This window comes from Neomesorhizobium albiziae, from assembly GCF_900114255.1.
Classification (GTDB): Bacteria; Pseudomonadota; Alphaproteobacteria; order Rhizobiales; family Rhizobiaceae; genus Neomesorhizobium; species Neomesorhizobium albiziae.
Genome location: NZ_FOSL01000010.1, coordinates 1 through 16,302 on the forward strand (window position 1 = coordinate 1; position 16,302 = coordinate 16,302).

The following is a 16,302-nucleotide window of genomic DNA, read 5'->3' on the forward strand; positions in this document are numbered from 1 at the left end:
CGCGATGGCGCCGGACCGATCCTGAACGCCTCGCGGCGACCGTTTCCCTTTATCCGAATGGTGTTCGCCGATTCTGGATACCGAGGACCGCGTGTGGCCGAGGCCACCTCCATCGCAGTCGAAATAGTCAAAAGACAGCCAGATCAGATCGGCTTCGCCGTGCAACCGAGACGTTGGGTCGTGGAACGCTTTTTTGCGTGGATCAGTCGCAACAGACGCCTATGGAAGGACGCCGAGGCCACCATCGAATCCGCAACAGCATTCCTCTACGCCGCAGCCGTCATGATCCTTGTCCGGCGCATCGCACGAAATCAATGACTTTCGGCACGGACTCTGAGAAAATGGGCTCCCTGAACGGCAAATGCATCAGCGCTCAGGCCACGCAGAAGGTCCCGGTCGCGCAACCAACCGAACAGCAAGTCCATTTGACTGTCAATGTTTTCAGGATAGCAGAACATGCTGTCCTCCTTGCTGACACGCACGGTGCGGAATTCACCCGCCCATGCGTAGACATCTGGAACAGATGACGGTGAATGCCTTGCAGGTGGCTTGGTGTAAAATCGCCGTCAGGCAAGGGCTCGTCGCCGCGCTGGAGAACGGCGTCGGCCTCGAACGCCTCCAGCGCGCGGGCATCGCGAAGATCGAGCAGATTCTTGAGAACTGGGGTTGCGGGATAGCAGTACGGGTCGGGCTCGGCCGCGTACACCGGGAAGGTCAGGCCTTCTTGCTGTGCCTGGCGGCAATCGCCTTGCGCCGCTGCTCCGGTGAAGCACCCTTGTGGTCGAAAGCCGCGAACATCGCGCGCGAAGCAGCCGACTGAGAAATGCCTTCCATGGCGTTCAACTTGGTCATGGTTTCGCGTCCGGCAATGAACTTGCCGGAACGGCTGTCGCGGGTGATGAATTTGGTTTTCAGCATCGACCGTACCGTATCACAGTTTCATGCCTTCGCCAGCCGGCCGCGGGAAAGGCGTTGCCGGCCAAGCCTTCCCGAGACGTCGGCGCACCGCATGGCCTGCAACGGGCTACCAGGGCACGACCGTGATTTCAGGCCAGTTGTTGCGCGCCCTGGCGCCCTTTTCCTGGTGCGTGGTCTGGTTGTCGATGATGCGGTTCGGGGTGATGCGAAAAGAAAAGATGTCATCGAGGCCGAAGGGCGCAGTGACTTCCAATCCTTCGGCCTCCGTCAAGCGTATGCCGACCGCGTGGGTGCGCGACGCGAAGTAGCCAAGCGCCTGCGCCGAGGATTTATACGCCGGGCATGGCCTGCCGAAACGCTCGGGATACCAGAGATGCACGCGCGCCTGGTTGCGGATCTCGACCGCGCGCGGCAGGTCGGCGAAATGTCTTTCGCCGACCTTGATGAAGGCGTCCTCCGCCTCCCAGGAAAGATCGGAGCCGTCGCAATAGAAAAGGTCGATGTCCTTGATGCCGTATCCGGGAGGCTTCCCGGTCAGACTGTTCCAGACCGTGTTGTAGATGGCGCCTGAAACGATCATCCAGTCCGGCAGGTTCAGGTCGCGCGCCCGCCGCAGCGCCGTCCAGACGATGGGATCGGCCTTCAGGATCGCTACAAGTGCTTGGCGTTGTGCTTCGAAATCGAGGCGGGAAAATCGCAGATGTCGCATCGCCCACCTTGAGGGCGATTCGCCCGTCCGCCGCAATGCCTCCGAAGTCCCCGACCGACACGTGGGTGCGGCAAGCCGTTGCCGGCAACTCTTCACGCAACGATGCCACGCACCGCCCATGCGACATTCGCGAAAGACCTCGGGCCGTCTGGCCGTCCGTCCTCGTAGGCGTCGCGGACGGCCGCGTCCGTGCGTGCCCGCTCGGCTGCGTCGAGCGTCGCTACGTATTTGCCCAACGGCCCTTCGCCCGCGGCGATCGGCGCCCAATAGTCGAAGTTCTTATAGTTCATGCGGATCATCAGTTCCGCTTCCTCGACGTTCACCAAGCCCTGATCCATGAATGTCCGCTTCATTTCACCCGGCTGCATCATCGGCTGGAATAAGTAGCGGCTGCGCAGCTGGCGCCCGCCTTCGCTCAGCGCCGCCACCGTGTCCACCATCATGCGCATGCCCGGCATTCCGCCGAGATGATCCCACACGACGGCGGCGACCGTGCCGTCAGGCCGCACGACGCGGCGCATCTCGGCCACCGCCTTTGCCGTTTCCGGCACGAAATGGAGCACCAGCAGGGCCATCGCGCGGTCGAAACTGGCGTCTACGAAGGGCAATGCGCAGGCATCCGCCTGCTGTATCTTCACGCGAGGGTCGGTGTTTCGCAGGGTCGCCTCCTCGACGAAGACCGGCGAATAATCGATCGCGGCAATCTCTGCGAGGCCGGCGGAACCCGCCAGCGCGAAGGTCAGGCTTCCGGTGCCGCAGCCGACGTCGAGAATTTTTTCGCCGTCGGCAAGTCCCGCGAAATCGATAAACAGGGGCGCTAGTTTTTGACTCCACCGGCCCATGAGTTGCTCATAGCCGGCTGCGTCGTGGACATTGAAACTCGATGTCATCGAAGCCTCCACAAGGCAGGGATGACGCTATACTTCGGCCGGATGACTGACAAGGTTCGGCGGAGCGTACGCCTCCCCCGCAGTGTTCGGGGGAAGAGTCCGGCTCCGGAAAGGGCTCCTTACCCCCGCAGCACGCCGCCGGTCTGCTTCTTCACATTCTCGACGATGCGTCCGGCAAGCTGCTCGAAATCCTCGTCGGTCAGCGTCTTCTCGACCGGCTGGATCGACACCTCGATCGCCACCGACTTCTTGTCCGCGCCGAGGGAAGCGCCTTCGAAAATGTCGAACACCGAGACGGCGGTGATCAGCTTCTTGTCGGCGCCAAGCGCTGCGCGCGTTAGCGTCTGCGCTTCCACCGCCTTATCCACGACGAAGGCGAAATCGCGCTTCACCGCCTGGAAGGCGGAGAGTTCGAGCTTCGGCTTGGTTCTGGTCGGCTTGGCCTTCGATTCGGGGATCGCGTCGACGAACACCTCGAAGCCTGCAAGAGGCCCCGAAACGTCAAGCAGTTCCAGCGTCCTGGGGTGGAACTCGCCGAAATGCCCAAGCACGGTCTTGGGGCCGAGCTTGATCAGCCCGGACCGGCCGGGATGATACCAGCCGGGTCCGCCAGCCTCGATCTGCAGGCGATCGACCGGCGCGCCGCAGGCTTCGAGCGCGGCCAGCGCGTCGGCCTTGGCGTCGAACACGCCGACATTCTGCGCATTGCCGGCCCAGCTGCGGCCGGAACCTTCCAACCTGGCGGTGCCACGGCGGATGCCGGCGGCCACCCGGCGCTGCCTGTCCGGCGTGTCGCCCTCATAGGTGCCCGACACTTCGAACAGCGCGACGTCGCCAAAACCGCGGTCGGCATTGCGCTGCGCGGCCGAGATCAGGCCCGGCAGCAGCGACGGCCGCATGTCCGACATGTCGGCGGCGATAGGATTGGCAAGCTTCAGTTCCGGCTGCCCGCCGCCGAAGGCTTCCGCGTGCCTTGCCGGAATGAATGACCACGTCACCGCTTCCATCATGCCGCGCACCGCGAGCGCGCGCCTGGCTGCGCGGCTGCGCACCTGCAGCGGCGTCAGGATCTTGCCGTTGACCCTGCCGTGGCTCGGCAGCGGTTGCGGCGCGATCTCGTCGACACCGTGGATGCGCATGACTTCCTCGACGAGGTCGGCCTTGCCGTCGACATCCGGCCGCCACGAGGGGACCGAAACATCGACCACATCGCCCGAACCATTCGGACCGAAGCCCAGCCGCTTCAGGATATCGAGGCTCTCCGCCTTCGGCACGTCGAGGCCGGTCAACCGCTTCACTTCCGAGACCGGGAACGAGACGACCTTGGGCTTGTGGCCGGCATAGCCGGTCACCTCGATCTCGCTCGGCGTTCCGCCGCATAGGTCGAGCACCATGCGGGTCGCAAGCTCCAGTCCCGGGACCATGAATTCAGGGTCGACACCGCGTTCGAAGCGGTAGCGCGCGTCGGTAATGATGCCGAGTTCGCGGCCGGTGCGGGCGGTGGCGATCGGGTCCCACAAGGCGGATTCGATCAGCACGTCGGTTGTCGCCTCGTCGCTGCCCGTGTGCTCGCCGCCCATGATACCGGCGATAGACTCGACGCTATTGTCATCGGCGATCGCGCACATGTCCGGCGTCAGCGTGTATTCGCGCCCATCGAGCGCCAGCACCGTTTCACCGTCCTTCGCCCGACGCACGGTCAGGTTACCCTTAACCTTCGCCGCGTCGAACACGTGCAGCGGCCGGCCGCGGTCGAAGGTAATGTAGTTGGTAATATCGACCAGCGCGTTGATCGGGCGCAATCCGATGGCGAGCAGCCGCTGCTGCAGCCATTTCGGCGAATGGCCGTTCTTCACGCCCGCTACCCGCCGCAGCGCGAAGCCAGGGCAAAGGTCTGGCGCTTCGATCGTCACCTTCACCGGGCAGGCGCCCGAGCCCTTGACCGGCTCGACCACGCCGTTCTTCAGCGTGCCGAGGCCGGAAGCGGCGAGGTCGCGAGCAATGCCGTAAACGCCGGTGGCGTCAGGACGGTTCGGTGTCAGGCCGATCTCGATAACTGGATCGTCGAGATGCGCATAGGTTGCGAAGCTTGTGCCTACCGGCGCGTCCGCCGGCAGATCGATGATGCCGTCATGCTCCTCGGAAAGCTCCAGCTCGCGCTCCGAACACATCATGCCATGGCTCTCGACGCCGCGTATCTTTCCCACCGACAGCGTCACGTCGATGCCGGGAATATAGGCGCCGGGCGCGGCGAAAGCGCCGATCAGGCCAGCGCGTGCGTTAGGCGCGCCACAGACCACCTGGATCGGCGACTTGCCGTCGCCAATGTCCACGGTCAGCACGCGCAGCTTGTCGGCGTCGGGATGCTTTTCCGCCGTCAGCACCTTGGCGATGACGAACGGTTTGAGCGCCGCCTTGTCGTCCACGGACTCGACTTCGAGGCCGATCGACGTCAGCCGCTCGACTATTCTGTCGAGCGATGCGTCGGTCTTGAGATGGTCCTTCAGCCAGGAGAGGGTGAATTTCATGGGTTCACTCGTTTCGTGTCGTTGCGGTCGAACACTTCGACCAGGCGGAAGCGTTCGCAAACCAGGATCATATCCGGCGAGAAGCCGCCATTGCGCGCGAAGTAGGCCTCGTGGGCTTTCCGCCAGTATTCGTGGGACAGGTCGCCTTCACCCTCGTCGCGGGCAAAAGCCGCATCGACCTCGTCGAAGCGGCGCTGGATCGCCTCTACGGTCTCAATGACGGCGGCGCGCCTTCCCTGGCCGTCGAGCACCACATCGCGGCGGCCGACAACCGGCATCGGCTCGGCGACACCGTAGTCGCGCAGCGCACCGCAGGTCGCCGTCTTGCGTCCCGACAGCACCAGCGCCAGCAATTCGTCGGCCAGTTCGGGGCTGTCGCCAAAGGCGAAGCTCACCGCATCGGCATACGGGTCGGCGGCAGCAATCACGAACTCAATCCCCCGAACAGCGTCGGCAGGTCGAGCGGCCTGAAGCCATAGTGCTGCAGCCAGCGCACGTCGGCATCGAAGAAGGCGCGCAGGTCCGGCATGCCGTATTTCAGCATGGCGATGCGGTCGATGCCCATGCCCCAGGCAAAACCCTGGTATTCGTCGGGATCGAAGCCGCCGAAGCGCAGCACGTTGGGATGCACCATGCCGCAGCCCAGAATCTCCAGCCAGTCGTTGCCCTCGCCGAAGCGCACTTCGCCCGGCCGCGAGCGGTCGCACTGGATGTCGACTTCGAGGCTCGGTTCAGTGAACGGGAAATAGCTCGGCCGGAACCGCATCTTCAGCGCCGGCACCTCGAAGAAAGCCTTGCAGAATTCCTCCAGCACCCAGCGCATGTTGGCGACGTTGGCTGATTTGTCGATCACCAGGCCCTCGACCTGGTGGAACATCGGCGTGTGCGTCGCGTCCGAATCCATGCGGTAGGTCTTGCCCGGAATGACGATGCGGATCGGCGGCTTCTGCGCCTCCATTGTGCGGATCTGCACCGGCGAGGTGTGGGTGCGCAAAAGCTTGCGCGCGCCGTCCGGCCCGGGATTGAGGAAGAACGTGTCATGCATCTCGCGCGCCGGGTGGCCTTCGGGGAAGTTCAGCGCGGTGAAATTGTAATAGTCCGTCTCGATGTCCGGCCCTTCGGCGACCGAGAATCCCATGTCGGCGAAGATCGCGGTGATCTCGTCGGTGACCTGACTGATCGGGTGGATGCGGCCGCGCTCGGCCGGCGACTGGCGCACCGGCAGCGTCACGTCGAGCTTTTCGGCGGCGAGCCTTGCTGCGATCGCCACCTCGCGCAGCTCCGCCTTGCGGGCGGTCAGCGCATCGGTCACGCGGTTCTTCAGGCCGTTGATGGCTGGGCCTTTCACCTGCCGTTCTTCCGCGCTCATGGAGCCCAGCGTCTTCAGCATTTCGGAGACCGAGCCCTTCTTGCCCAACGCCGCGACGCGAACGGCCTCGATCGCCTGTTCGTCGGAGGCCGCGGCGATCTCGCCCAGCAAGGAGTTTTCGAGCGTATCGAGAGTGCTCATGATCTCGTTCACGATTTTGACCCTCTTGGTCGATGACGACTTCGCTTGTCAGGCCGAGAATTTCAGCCCAAAGAAAAACCCGCGCCAGCCCTGCCAGCGCGGGTTTCCCAAATCAAGTATCCTGATGCTTCGGGAAAACGCTGGCCTTAGGCGACAGCGCTTTCAAAAGCATTCGGGGTGGTGTTCTTCAGGTATTCCAGTGCGACCTTCGCCTTGGCGACCAGCGCAGCAAACGCCTGCGGCTCGTGGATCGCCATGTCGGAAAGCACCTTGCGGTCGATTTCGATGCCGGCCTTGTTGAGGCCGTCGATGAAACGTCCGTAGGTCAGGCCGTGCTCGTGCACCGCCGCGTTGATGCGCTGGATCCACAGGGCGCGGAAGTTGCGCTTGCGGTTCTTGCGGTCGCGGTAGGCATACTGCAGCGACTTCTCCACCGCCTGCTTGGCGATGCGGATGGTGTTCTTGCGGCGGCCGTAGAAACCCTTGGCGGCTTTCAGGACCTTCTTGTGCTTGGCGTGCGAGGTGACGCCTCTTTTTACGCGTGCCATGTCATGATCTCCTTAAACAGCTGTACCGGCCGCGGCTCAAAGGCCGTTCGGCAGAAAATTCTTGATGACCTTCTTGCCGTCCGGTTCAGCCAGAACCATCGTGCCGCGGGCATTTCGAATGAACTTGTTGGTACGCTTGATCATGCCGTGACGCTTGCCGGCCGCAGCCGACAGAACTTTACCCGTACCGGTGATCTTGAACCGCTTCTTCGCAGCGGATTTGGTCTTCATCTTGGGCATTTTGCTTACTCCGTTTCTATGAGGATCCTCTGGCGTGCCGTCGGCACGCCGCGCCTCTTGTTTCGTTTTCGGACCGACCAAGCCCGAAAAGCATTGCGAACCGCCACGGCATGCCCTGCCGGGACGGTTCTGAACGCGCGCTATTACCAGCAAGCCGGCGCGGGCGCAAGTGTCGGCGTTTGCGCCACCGCTAAACCTCGGCGGATATTGGTTGGCGCCCGTGCGGGCCCTTGATCCGCGGAAAATCATAGGCATTCGCCTTCGAGGTCGCATACCCCGCACCCACCAGCGCTTCGGCAAATTTCACCGCGGCGGTAACGCCGTCGATGACCGGCACACCGGTCGCAGCACTCAGCCGGTCGCAAAGCACCGACATGCCGGCACAACCAAGCACGATTGCCTCGGCGCGGTCTTCCTTCTTGGCGCGCTCGATCTCGTTCGCCAGCAGGCGTTCGGCCTGCAGCGGGTCTTCCTCCAGGGCCAGCACCGGCAGATCGATGGCGCGCACATTGCGGCAATGGTGATTGGCGCCGTAGGAGACGACGAGATCCTCGATGATCGGGATGGAACGCGGCAAGGTCGTTATGACGGAGAAGCGACGGCTGATGGTCATCGCCACCTGCACCGCGGCCTGGCAGATTCCGATCACCGGCCCGCGGGCGACCTCGCGGGCGGCATGCAGCCCCGGATCGTCGAAGCAGGCAATGACATAGGCATCGACGCCCTCGGCCTCGCCCTTGCGGATCTGCGACAGCATTCCGGGAACCGCCATGGCCTCGTCGGCCCCGCCCTCGATGCTTGCCGGCGTGTCCGTCGGGTTGGTGGCGGTAACGCGTGTGCCCGGCTGCTTCACCCGCAGGGCGCTTGCCAGCGCCTGTTCGGTCATCGAGGCTGTCGAATTGGGGTTGATCAGAAGAATATGCACTGCCCGGGATCCTTCAGCACAGTCGATTGCAACAGAGGTTGGAAAAAGTCGGAAATCGCAGGTGCCTCGAGGACAACCGACAATCTGACCCGATGGGGTGGTCAGGCGAAGGCGGTCGATCCCCGGTAGATCTCCGGATCGACCTTAGCCGCCCCTTATTCGACGCCGTGGTTCGACCTGAGGCGGAATTCCACCTCAGGTCCCGTGATGCAGCTACTCGGCGAAGCGGGTCAGCCAGTGACGCGATTTGTTGTCGGGCAACTGGACGATGCGATCGATCTGGTCGGTCATCACCCAGGCCATCGGCTGCTGGTGCAGTGGCAGCATGATGATCTCCTCCTTTGTCATTTCCAGCGCCTTGGTCTGCAGCGCCAGCCGCTTTGTCCGGTCCATTTCCGTCGACGCCTGCACGATCAGCTTGTCGATCTCGGGATAGCTCCAGCCACCCCAGTTGAACACGCCCGCATTGTCGGTTTTGGTTTCGATCATCTGCAGCAGTATGGAATAGCTGTCGAGCATGGGCTCGTTGGCCCAGCCGATGAGATAGACGTCAGCCTGGCCGCCGGCGCGTTTCGGTGTCTGGGCGGCGGCCGGCGCGATATCGAGCTGCGGCTTGAAGCCGGCGCGGCTCAGCATGTTGATGAGGCCCTGGCACAGTTCCTCTTCGTTCACGTAAGCGTCGTTGGTGCAGACAAGCGTGAATTCCATGTCGGTCGCGCCAGCATCGGCCAGCAGTTTCGCCGACAGCTCCGGATCGTAGTCGAATGGCTTGTCGAGCGCTTCGGTATAACCCGGGATCTCCGGCGCTATGATCGCGCCGGCGGTCCGCGACTTGCCGCGCATGATGCGCTTCTGGATTAGTTGCGGGTCGAGCGCGTGCGCGAACGCCTGGCGCACCCGCAGGTCGTTGAACTTGTTGTCGGCGCCGTTGTGAAGTTTCGGCTTGCGGTTGAAGCCTATCATGACGGTGCGCAGATCGGTGCGTTCCATCGCCTTCAGCCCAGGCTGGGCCACCAGGCGGGGAAGATCCTGCGAGGGTGCATTCTCGGTGAAGTTGATCTCGCCCGACAGCATCGCGGCGACGCGTGTCGCGGCTGACGTGATGGGGATGAATTCGATGCGGTCGATGTTGGTTTGCGACTTGTCCCACCACGCTGGGTTCCTGGTGAGGACGGTCTTGCTGTCGGGCACCCGGCTTTCGGTGACGAAGGGGCCCGTCCCATTGGTGTGGTAGGTGGCGTAACCTTCGATCTTGGCGCCGACATCGGTCGGCTTCAGCGAATCGTTGTCGGCCAGCCAGGTCGCGTCGAACATGTGGATGTTCGTCAGGTCGTTGAGCAGCAGAGGATAGGGACCGGTAAGTTCTATGTCGATGGTGTAGTCGTCGACCTTCTTCGACGACTTGTAGGCGGGCAGGTTGCCGCGCAGCGGCGAAACGTCGTCGCTGACGCGCGTCAGCGACGCGAGCACGTCGTCGGCGGTGAACTCAGCGCCGTTGTGAAACTTCACGCCTTTCCTGAGATGGAACCGCCACACGGTTTCAGACACCGTTTCCCACGAGGCTGCGAGCGCCGGTTCGATCTTGAGATCGGCGTCGTAGCGGACGAGCCCCTCATAGACATGATTGAGGAAGGCGATGGTGTAGCTGTCACCGTAGGAATAGGGATCGAGGGAATAGATATCCCTTGCGGCTCCCCATTTAAGCGTTTCGGCGCTGGCGCCCGAAACAAGTAAGGCTGCCGCCGTAACCGCAAGGCCAATTCTTTTCAGCATCTGTATTTCCTCCACTCTGGAAAGGTTGAGCCTCCTTGGACGGAGGACTTGTTTTTCTGGGCATGCGGTGTCGCGCCGACGGGAGGACACCTCAGCGCATTTTCGCCACGGCCGAAGGTTTGTCAACCAGATTGTCGACAATCTTTTATTATATTGGCGGCATGTTAGTAGACCGATGCTCGACCTGGTGACGGAGCGACCGTCCCGTCGTGCTTGAGCGAGCGGCCGATCGCCCGCCCGCGCCGCGAGTTCTGTTGAAAAATGTCGAGGTTTCAGAAGGCCGATGGCTGCCTTGCCACGGTTCAGCTCTTCTCGATGGCCTTCGGCGCAGCTTGTGCGGACACGGCGGCGAATTTCGCCGTCACGTCGCCTGCCGCCAGGATTGGTGCGCCTGCTGGGCGACATAGAATGCCAGCGCCAGGGCTGCGTTGAACTCGAGCACCTCTTCGACCGCGGCGAATATGTTCGATGACGACGAGGTGATGTCGATCACCTGCGCAAGGCCGATAAAGCCCAGGTGCAGGAAAAGCAGGACATGTTCCGCCAGCCACGACCGGCGGCGCCCGAACCCGCTCCTCAACTGATTGGCCACCACGAGCATCAGCCCGAGCGACACGGCGAGCATCAACCCGACCAGAAGCCAGGCCAGGCCGCCATTGATGTCGCGCAACAGCCGATAGGCCAGCATGAGCAGGTCGTGAAAGCCGTCCAGCTGGCCACCGCCATAGAGGGCCGGCGGCTCGAAGCCGAAGAGGCGCGAGCCGAAACCGGTTTCGTCCATCAGTTCGGCGAGACCGATCAGCCCGGCCAGAAGAAGCGGCCTGCTCCATCCCAACGCAAGGGATGCGTATGCGGAGCCGATGACGATGGCCAGCAAGCACGCAACGGTCGCCATTTCGACGATGCCATCTTCCTGGAGGAGCAAGGGCCGGGCATGTGGAGCGAGGACCGCAACGGCGGCGGCGGCGAGCGTGCAGAGCCCTATTGCCGCAAGCGCGCAGGCCAGCCAGCGGACCGGGTTCGTCTGTCGCGAGTGGATGCGGCCAAGCTGAACGAAGGGCGCAGCCCCAGCCAGGATATCGGCACTCTTTCCCTGGCGAACCACCGAGGCCATGGCCGCTCTCCCTTGTAACAAATCTGTCAAGAAACCGTCACATATGGACAGTTTCTGGCCAAGGGAAGGCAAGTCGCGGTTGCAGAGCGCTGGCGCGATCACAACTGATTAACGACTGTGTCGGGGATGGTTCGCGGTCGGTCGCCGGCTTGCTGGAGCATTTTGCAAGCCAAATGGAATCATTTGACGTCCGCATAAATGCGGCAAAACAAATAGTTAGAGCGCGTTATCGGTTCTGAAAGAACAGGGAACCGCTCTCTCTAAAGCGTCAGGCGTTGGCCTGCGCCGGTTCTCCGAAAAACTCGCGCCGCGCGGCATCGTCCACGCGCCTCAGCCTTGCGAGGTTGCGCAGGAGCCGTCGCGGCCGCTTCAGGGCTTCCCGGCTGAAGAAGTACTTCTTGAGAAGGCTGGGCGCCTTGCTGTGCGAACCGCCATGGGCCACCCGGTAGACCGCGCCGTGGAACGGCAGCGTCGCCAGCGCCTGGCCGCGTCCCGCCAGGATGTCGGCGATGCGGACATGGCTGCCGAGCATCGATTTGATCCAGTCGAGGGAAGCGTCCTCGAACCGCTCGGGCACGCCGTAGACGTCCGACCGGATGATCAGCGACGTCCCGCACAGATGGTTGAAATCGTCGTATCCCAGCAACAGGCCGCCGCCATCGTCCCAGATGTAGCCGCGGTCGATCGTCCATCCGTTGGCGCCGCGGTGTTCCGAGACGTACTCCACCAGCCGGGCGCTGACGAAATCGTCGTCGTCGACGATCATGAAAAAGCGGCTGTCTCGCGCCCGCAACATGCCCATCAGCACGCGGCGTCCCTTGTCGGCGCGGAAGGCGTCGTAGAAAACCTCCATGTCGCCGGACTTGCCGAGCTCGTGCATGTCGTTGGGAGGAAAGGTGACGCGCTCGACCTCGAATCCCTCGGGAAGCTCGGGCAGGTCGGCGCCCTCGTTGGCAACGATGACGCCCCGCCAATCGCCATTGGTCTGGTTGGCGATCGAACGGACGGTCTGGGTGAGGTTTGCCTTGAGCAGGGCCCAGTCGCGCGCATTGTCCTGATGGCGGACCGGAATGATGAAGGTGAGAAGGGTCATCGGGCATCCCCCCTGCCGGTTGCCTGACCGGCCTGGCGACGCGCCCAGCCAATGCCGTCGTCGAGCGAGGCGGCCATGTAGGAAAGGTCGGTTCCGCCCGAAAAAGCGTTCATGAAACGCCGCACCTTGCCATAGCTGTTGTCGAGCACGGCGTGCGGGCGGCCAAGCAGCAGCGAGCAGATATGGACATGCAGGCGATCGGTGACGATCGCGCGTCCGCGCGAGATCTGGCGGATGCCACGGCGGAAGCGGTTGTGCGCCGCGGCGTCGAGCTTGCGCAGCCGCACTTCGCCAGGCTTCAGTGTCAGAAGTCCGGACGCCGCGCCGATCGCCTTGGAGACGCGCACGCGCCGCGCCGATTCGGTCGTCCAGTCTTCGACCGGCACGTCGGGATAGGCCGAGACATCGAGGTCGCCGGCCTTTTCGAGGTCCACCCTCAGCATGGCGAGAACCGGGAATTCGGCGGCGGCCGGCTTCAGGCCGCCGATGGCGAAGGCCATGTCCGGGCAGAGCCGCACCTGGCAGTCGAAGTGCTTTTCGGCGAACTGCTTGGATTCCTCGTCGCGGACCAGGAGCACGAAGTTCTTGTGGCGTCCGATGGCGCGCGCGCTCTGTTCCACGCGCTCCTTCGACTTGTAGTGGATCGACTGCGGAAACTGGATGATCTGGCGGTTCGGGAACCGCTCCAACACGAGCTCGCGAAAGTCCTGGTGCGCAACCCAGAGATCGCCGAAATTGCCGCCGCCATGGATGAAGATCGGCCCGCTCGGCATGACCTGCTCGAGCTCTTCGGCCGAGAAATCGTCGATGCGCGAGACATAGGCAGGCCGCTTGCGGTAGCGGTCCTTCAGATAGGCCATTTCGCCAAGCCAGATCGCCGAATCGCCGCAGTTGCGGATGTCCGGAAAGTCGAGGATCGCCATCGGCTCGTCGGCCGAGACGTAATCCTTCAGGCAGTCGTGAATCATGTCCTGCAGTTTGGCGATCAGGACCAGATTTGATTCCGGCATTTCATTCTCCATTTCGATGGCGGCAGGGGTGTGCAGCAGGATTGCAGCAATTTCAGGCTGGACGGACCTTCGCCAGGACTTTTCCCAATATCTGCCAGACCTCTGTTTCGGGACCGGCCGGGCGCTTCATCAGGGTCCAGAGCAGGAAGCTCGTGCCGCAGTAGAGAAACGCGCCCAGCCCGGCGAGCGCGGCCAGTTGCGTGGCCAGCGCGAATTTGTCGTCGGTTTGCACCATGTGGCTCAACGCCAGCGACACGCCCGCCGCCATCACCACGATGCTGGCAAGCGCGCGCACGTTGGCCGAAAGTTGCTTCAGCACTGTGACACCGATGAAGCGTTTCACCAGGATCATGTTGACGAACGCGCTGAACAGGCCGGTGAAGACGCGGCCGATCACCACCCCCTGGAGCCCCCCGAGCAGCAGGCCGGCGATCATGACGGGGACGCGCACGCACAGCATCTGCGCGTCGCGGATGAACAAGAGCCGCGTCTCGCCCTTGGCCATGCCGAGCGGCTGCACCAGCGAACCCAGCGTCTGTAGCGCGAAGACCGAGGCGAGCGACTGGACGATGAAGATGATCGGCACCCATTTTTCGCCGAGCGTCAGCCTGACCAGCGGATCGGCGACCACCGCGACGCCGATGCCCGCGGGCAGCGCCACCGCTGCGACCAGCGCCTGAACGCGCTGATAGGCGGCTGCGAGACGGGCGGGATCGTCGCGAATGCTGGAAAAACCGGGATAGATCGTCTGGGTGAGCGGCGCCGTCGCCTCTCGCGTCGGCATCATGGCCAGGTTGCTGCCCACCGAATAGTAGCCGAGCGATGTCCCGCCCAGCATCTTGCCCACCAGCAGATAATCGAAACGCCAGTTGAGCGTGTTGACGATCTGGCCGGCGGTCAGCCACGCCGAGAAGGAAAAGAATTCCTTCATGTGCCGGAAGGTGATGCTTGGGCGGAACGGCAGCACGAGATAGGAAACGATGACGTTCGTCGCCTGGCTCACCAGCGTGCCGATCACCAGCGCCCAATAGCTGTGGTAGATCATCGCGATCGCAACGGCGGCAACGAAGCCGGTCAACTTCTGCGACACGGCAAGCACGAATTCCTGCCAGAAGATCAGGTCGCGTTGCAGCATGATCCGGCGCGGATTGGTCAGGCCGCCCAACACTATGCTGAGCCCCAGCGCCAGCATGACGCCGGAGAGCCGCGGCTCCTCGAACAGCACAGAAGCCGGATAGGCGCAGGCCGCGAAGAGGAGGCCGAGCAGCAGGCCGCGCGTCGCATTGAGCGTCCAGGCGGCGCTGAAATGCGACCTGTCTGGCGCGCTGTGACGGATGAGGGCCTCGGAGAGCGAGAGTTGGGTGACGGTGTCGACGATCAACAGCATGGTGGTCGCCAGCGCCACCAGGCCGAAGTCTGAAGGCGCCAGATACCACGCGAGCACAAAAGTGCTCAGCGTCGCCAGCCCGTTGACGATCACCCGGGACAGGCTCAGCCACATGCTTCCCTTGACGAGGCGCCCGGTGATGTTGGTCATGGCGTTGCGGTGGCCGTGCGCGTTCAGGCCAAGCCCTCCGTCGAGGAGGCTGCCTTCGCCTTCATACCAATGTTGAAAAGAGCGTCGTGCGCCACTGCCAAACCGTACTCCAATGGAACTGATCGAGGCGGCGATCAGCACGCCCGCATGATCGCACACGGGTGAGGATGCTTGTCCGATCGGGCCGCCGGCCGAAGCGGGCGCAATCTAGTTGCGCCTATGCTGCACTGCAATAGACAGGCGATCACGGTTGATGTCAGGCGTTTTCGGTATTTTGCCGCCGGGGCCCTGAAAATGCCGTCTTCGAAGGCCTGCCGCGATGGATCAGCCTTGTATTGCGCCGGCGTTGAGATAGGCGGTCAGCTCGCGCGCGGCCGCACCTCCGGCCCGGTTGGCGCCGATGGTCGAGGCGGAAGGGCCGTAGCCGACCAGATGAACGCGCGGATCCCTGGCGACCTGCGTCGCCAGGCGACCGGACATGACGATGCCGCCGTTTTCCTCCCTCAGTTGCAGCGGTGCCAGGTGATCGAGCGAGCTGCGAAACCCGGTGCACCAGAGGATCACGTCGGCTTGCCTTTCGCTGCCGTCGGCCCAGCGGATGCCGCGCTCGGTGATCTCGCTGAACATCGGCAGCCGGTTGAGCACGCCGCGTTCCTGCGCTGCCCGCAGCGCGGGCGTCCACGGAATGCCGGTGACCGAGACGACCGAACCGGGGACGAGCCCGCGCCTCACCCGGTCCTCGACGACAGCGACGGCGGCGCGCCCGTCCTCGGGCGTGAACGGTGTTTCGCGAAACCGCGGCTCGTCACGGGTTACCCAGGTGGTCGAGGTGACGCGCGATACTTCGTCAAGCAGCTGCAACGCGGAGATGCCGCCGCCCACGACGACGACGTGCTTGCCAGCGAACTCGCCAGCGGCCTTGTAGTCGCGCGTGTGCAACTGCCGCCCCTTGAACAGGCCGGCGCCGGGATAGTCCGGGATATAGGGCGTCTCCCAGGTGCCGGTGGCATTGATGATGCCGCGGGCGGAAAACGTTTCCCGGTCGGTTTCCACGCGGAATCGTCCGTTGCGTTCGCAGACGACCTTTACGGTCACCGGGCGGTACACTGGCAGTTGGAACTTCCTTTCATAGGCCGCATAATATCGCGGAACCGCGACGGAGGCCTTCACTTCCGGATCGGCGGTGTCGATCGCATCGGTAAACTGCATGCCCGGAAGGTCGTGAACGCGGTTGACCGTGCTCAGCGTCAGCGACGGCCAGCGATGCTGCCACGCCCCGCCGGCATGCGGCGATTTGTCGAGAACCACATAGCCGGTGCCGGGCGCCAGGCCGAGATTGCGCAGATGATAGGCCGAGGATAGGCCTGCCTGGCCGGCTCCGATGACCGCGATTTCGGTCTTGAAGGTGATCCGGACATCGCTCTGTTCGACTGGGCTCTCGACATTCGGGATGTTTTTTGAAGGCAGGTTTTCGGTCATCGCCACAACCTGAGATACCGAAGCCGGG

Annotated in this window: 16 protein-coding genes; 2 read left to right on the top strand and 14 right to left on the bottom strand. The window is 63.3% G+C overall.

Annotated elements, in window-relative coordinates; translation table 11 throughout:
* Together F3H98_RS16545 and F3H98_RS16555 are read left to right on the top strand one after the other, a co-directional pair.
* Window positions 1-318: transposase (locus F3H98_RS16545; protein ID WP_149761264.1), on the top strand; the 318-nt coding region annotated here is incomplete at its 5' end.
* Between the two features lie 184 nt (window positions 319-502).
* Window positions 503-820 carry a hypothetical protein gene (locus tag F3H98_RS16555; RefSeq protein WP_149761266.1) on the top strand — a complete coding sequence of 106 codons (318 nt, stop codon included), beginning with the start codon at window positions 503-505 and terminating at the stop codon, window positions 818-820.
* Between the two features lie 204 nt (window positions 821-1,024).
* Here the strand turns inward: F3H98_RS16555 and F3H98_RS16560 are convergent, their stop codons facing one another.
* The 14 genes from F3H98_RS16560 to F3H98_RS16625 form a co-directional block, all read right to left on the bottom strand.
* The gene (locus F3H98_RS16560) at window positions 1,025-1,627 is read right to left on the bottom strand and encodes a nucleotidyltransferase family protein (protein ID WP_149761267.1); all 603 of its coding nucleotides are present in this window, start codon (window positions 1,625-1,627) and stop codon (window positions 1,025-1,027) included.
* A 92-nt stretch (window positions 1,628-1,719) separates the two neighbouring features.
* Window positions 1,720-2,517, bottom strand: a complete 798-nt coding sequence (locus F3H98_RS16565) for a class I SAM-dependent methyltransferase (protein ID WP_149761268.1) — start codon at window positions 2,515-2,517, stop codon at window positions 1,720-1,722.
* A gap of 119 nt (window positions 2,518-2,636) precedes the next feature.
* A complete protein-coding gene (pheT, locus tag F3H98_RS16570; protein ID WP_149761269.1) occupies window positions 2,637-5,045 on the bottom strand; it encodes a phenylalanine--tRNA ligase subunit beta in 2,409 nt (802 codons plus the stop codon).
* Window positions 5,042-5,473, bottom strand: coding sequence for an ASCH domain-containing protein (locus F3H98_RS16575; protein ID WP_149761270.1), 432 nt, complete (start codon window positions 5,471-5,473; stop codon window positions 5,042-5,044). The genes pheT and F3H98_RS16575 overlap by 4 nt, the downstream gene beginning before the upstream one ends.
* Window positions 5,470-6,555, bottom strand: a complete 1,086-nt coding sequence (gene pheS / locus F3H98_RS16580) for a phenylalanine--tRNA ligase subunit alpha (RefSeq protein WP_149761271.1) — start codon at window positions 6,553-6,555, stop codon at window positions 5,470-5,472. The genes F3H98_RS16575 and pheS overlap by 4 nt, the downstream gene beginning before the upstream one ends.
* Before the next feature lie 146 nt (window positions 6,556-6,701).
* Window positions 6,702-7,103 (bottom strand): 50S ribosomal protein L20, encoded by a 402-nt coding sequence (gene rplT, locus F3H98_RS16585; protein ID WP_149761272.1) that lies wholly within the window; start codon window positions 7,101-7,103, stop codon window positions 6,702-6,704.
* 36 nt (window positions 7,104-7,139) lie between these two features.
* Complete coding sequence (gene rpmI, locus F3H98_RS16590) at window positions 7,140-7,343, bottom strand: 50S ribosomal protein L35 (RefSeq protein ID WP_149761273.1); 204 nt, start codon at window positions 7,341-7,343, stop codon at window positions 7,140-7,142.
* A 190-nt stretch (window positions 7,344-7,533) separates the two neighbouring features.
* The gene (locus F3H98_RS16595) at window positions 7,534-8,268 is read right to left on the bottom strand and encodes an aspartate/glutamate racemase family protein (protein ID WP_149761274.1); all 735 of its coding nucleotides are present in this window, start codon (window positions 8,266-8,268) and stop codon (window positions 7,534-7,536) included.
* 213 nt (window positions 8,269-8,481) lie between these two features.
* Window positions 8,482-10,041 carry an ABC transporter substrate-binding protein gene (locus F3H98_RS16600; RefSeq protein WP_149761275.1) on the bottom strand — a complete coding sequence of 520 codons (1,560 nt, stop codon included), beginning with the start codon at window positions 10,039-10,041 and terminating at the stop codon, window positions 8,482-8,484.
* 361 nt (window positions 10,042-10,402) lie between these two features.
* Complete coding sequence (locus F3H98_RS16605) at window positions 10,403-11,155, bottom strand: hypothetical protein (protein ID WP_149761276.1); 753 nt, start codon at window positions 11,153-11,155, stop codon at window positions 10,403-10,405.
* 268 nt (window positions 11,156-11,423) lie between these two features.
* On the bottom strand, window positions 11,424-12,248 hold the full coding sequence (locus F3H98_RS16610; RefSeq protein ID WP_149761277.1) for a galactosyl transferase: 825 nt from the start codon (window positions 12,246-12,248) through the stop codon (window positions 11,424-11,426).
* A complete protein-coding gene (locus F3H98_RS16615; protein WP_149761278.1) occupies window positions 12,245-13,258 on the bottom strand; it encodes a polysaccharide pyruvyl transferase family protein in 1,014 nt (337 codons plus the stop codon). Before F3H98_RS16615 ends, F3H98_RS16610 begins: the two co-directional genes overlap by 4 nt.
* A 52-nt stretch (window positions 13,259-13,310) precedes the next feature.
* Window positions 13,311-14,795: a lipopolysaccharide biosynthesis protein gene (locus F3H98_RS16620; RefSeq protein WP_149761437.1), complete on the bottom strand. Its 1,485-nt coding sequence runs from the start codon at window positions 14,793-14,795 to the stop codon at window positions 13,311-13,313.
* Between the two features lie 324 nt (window positions 14,796-15,119).
* Window positions 15,120-16,274 (bottom strand): NAD(P)-binding domain-containing protein, encoded by a 1,155-nt coding sequence (locus F3H98_RS16625; RefSeq protein WP_149761279.1) that lies wholly within the window; start codon window positions 16,272-16,274, stop codon window positions 15,120-15,122.
* Window positions 16,275-16,302: the final 28 nt, after the last annotated feature.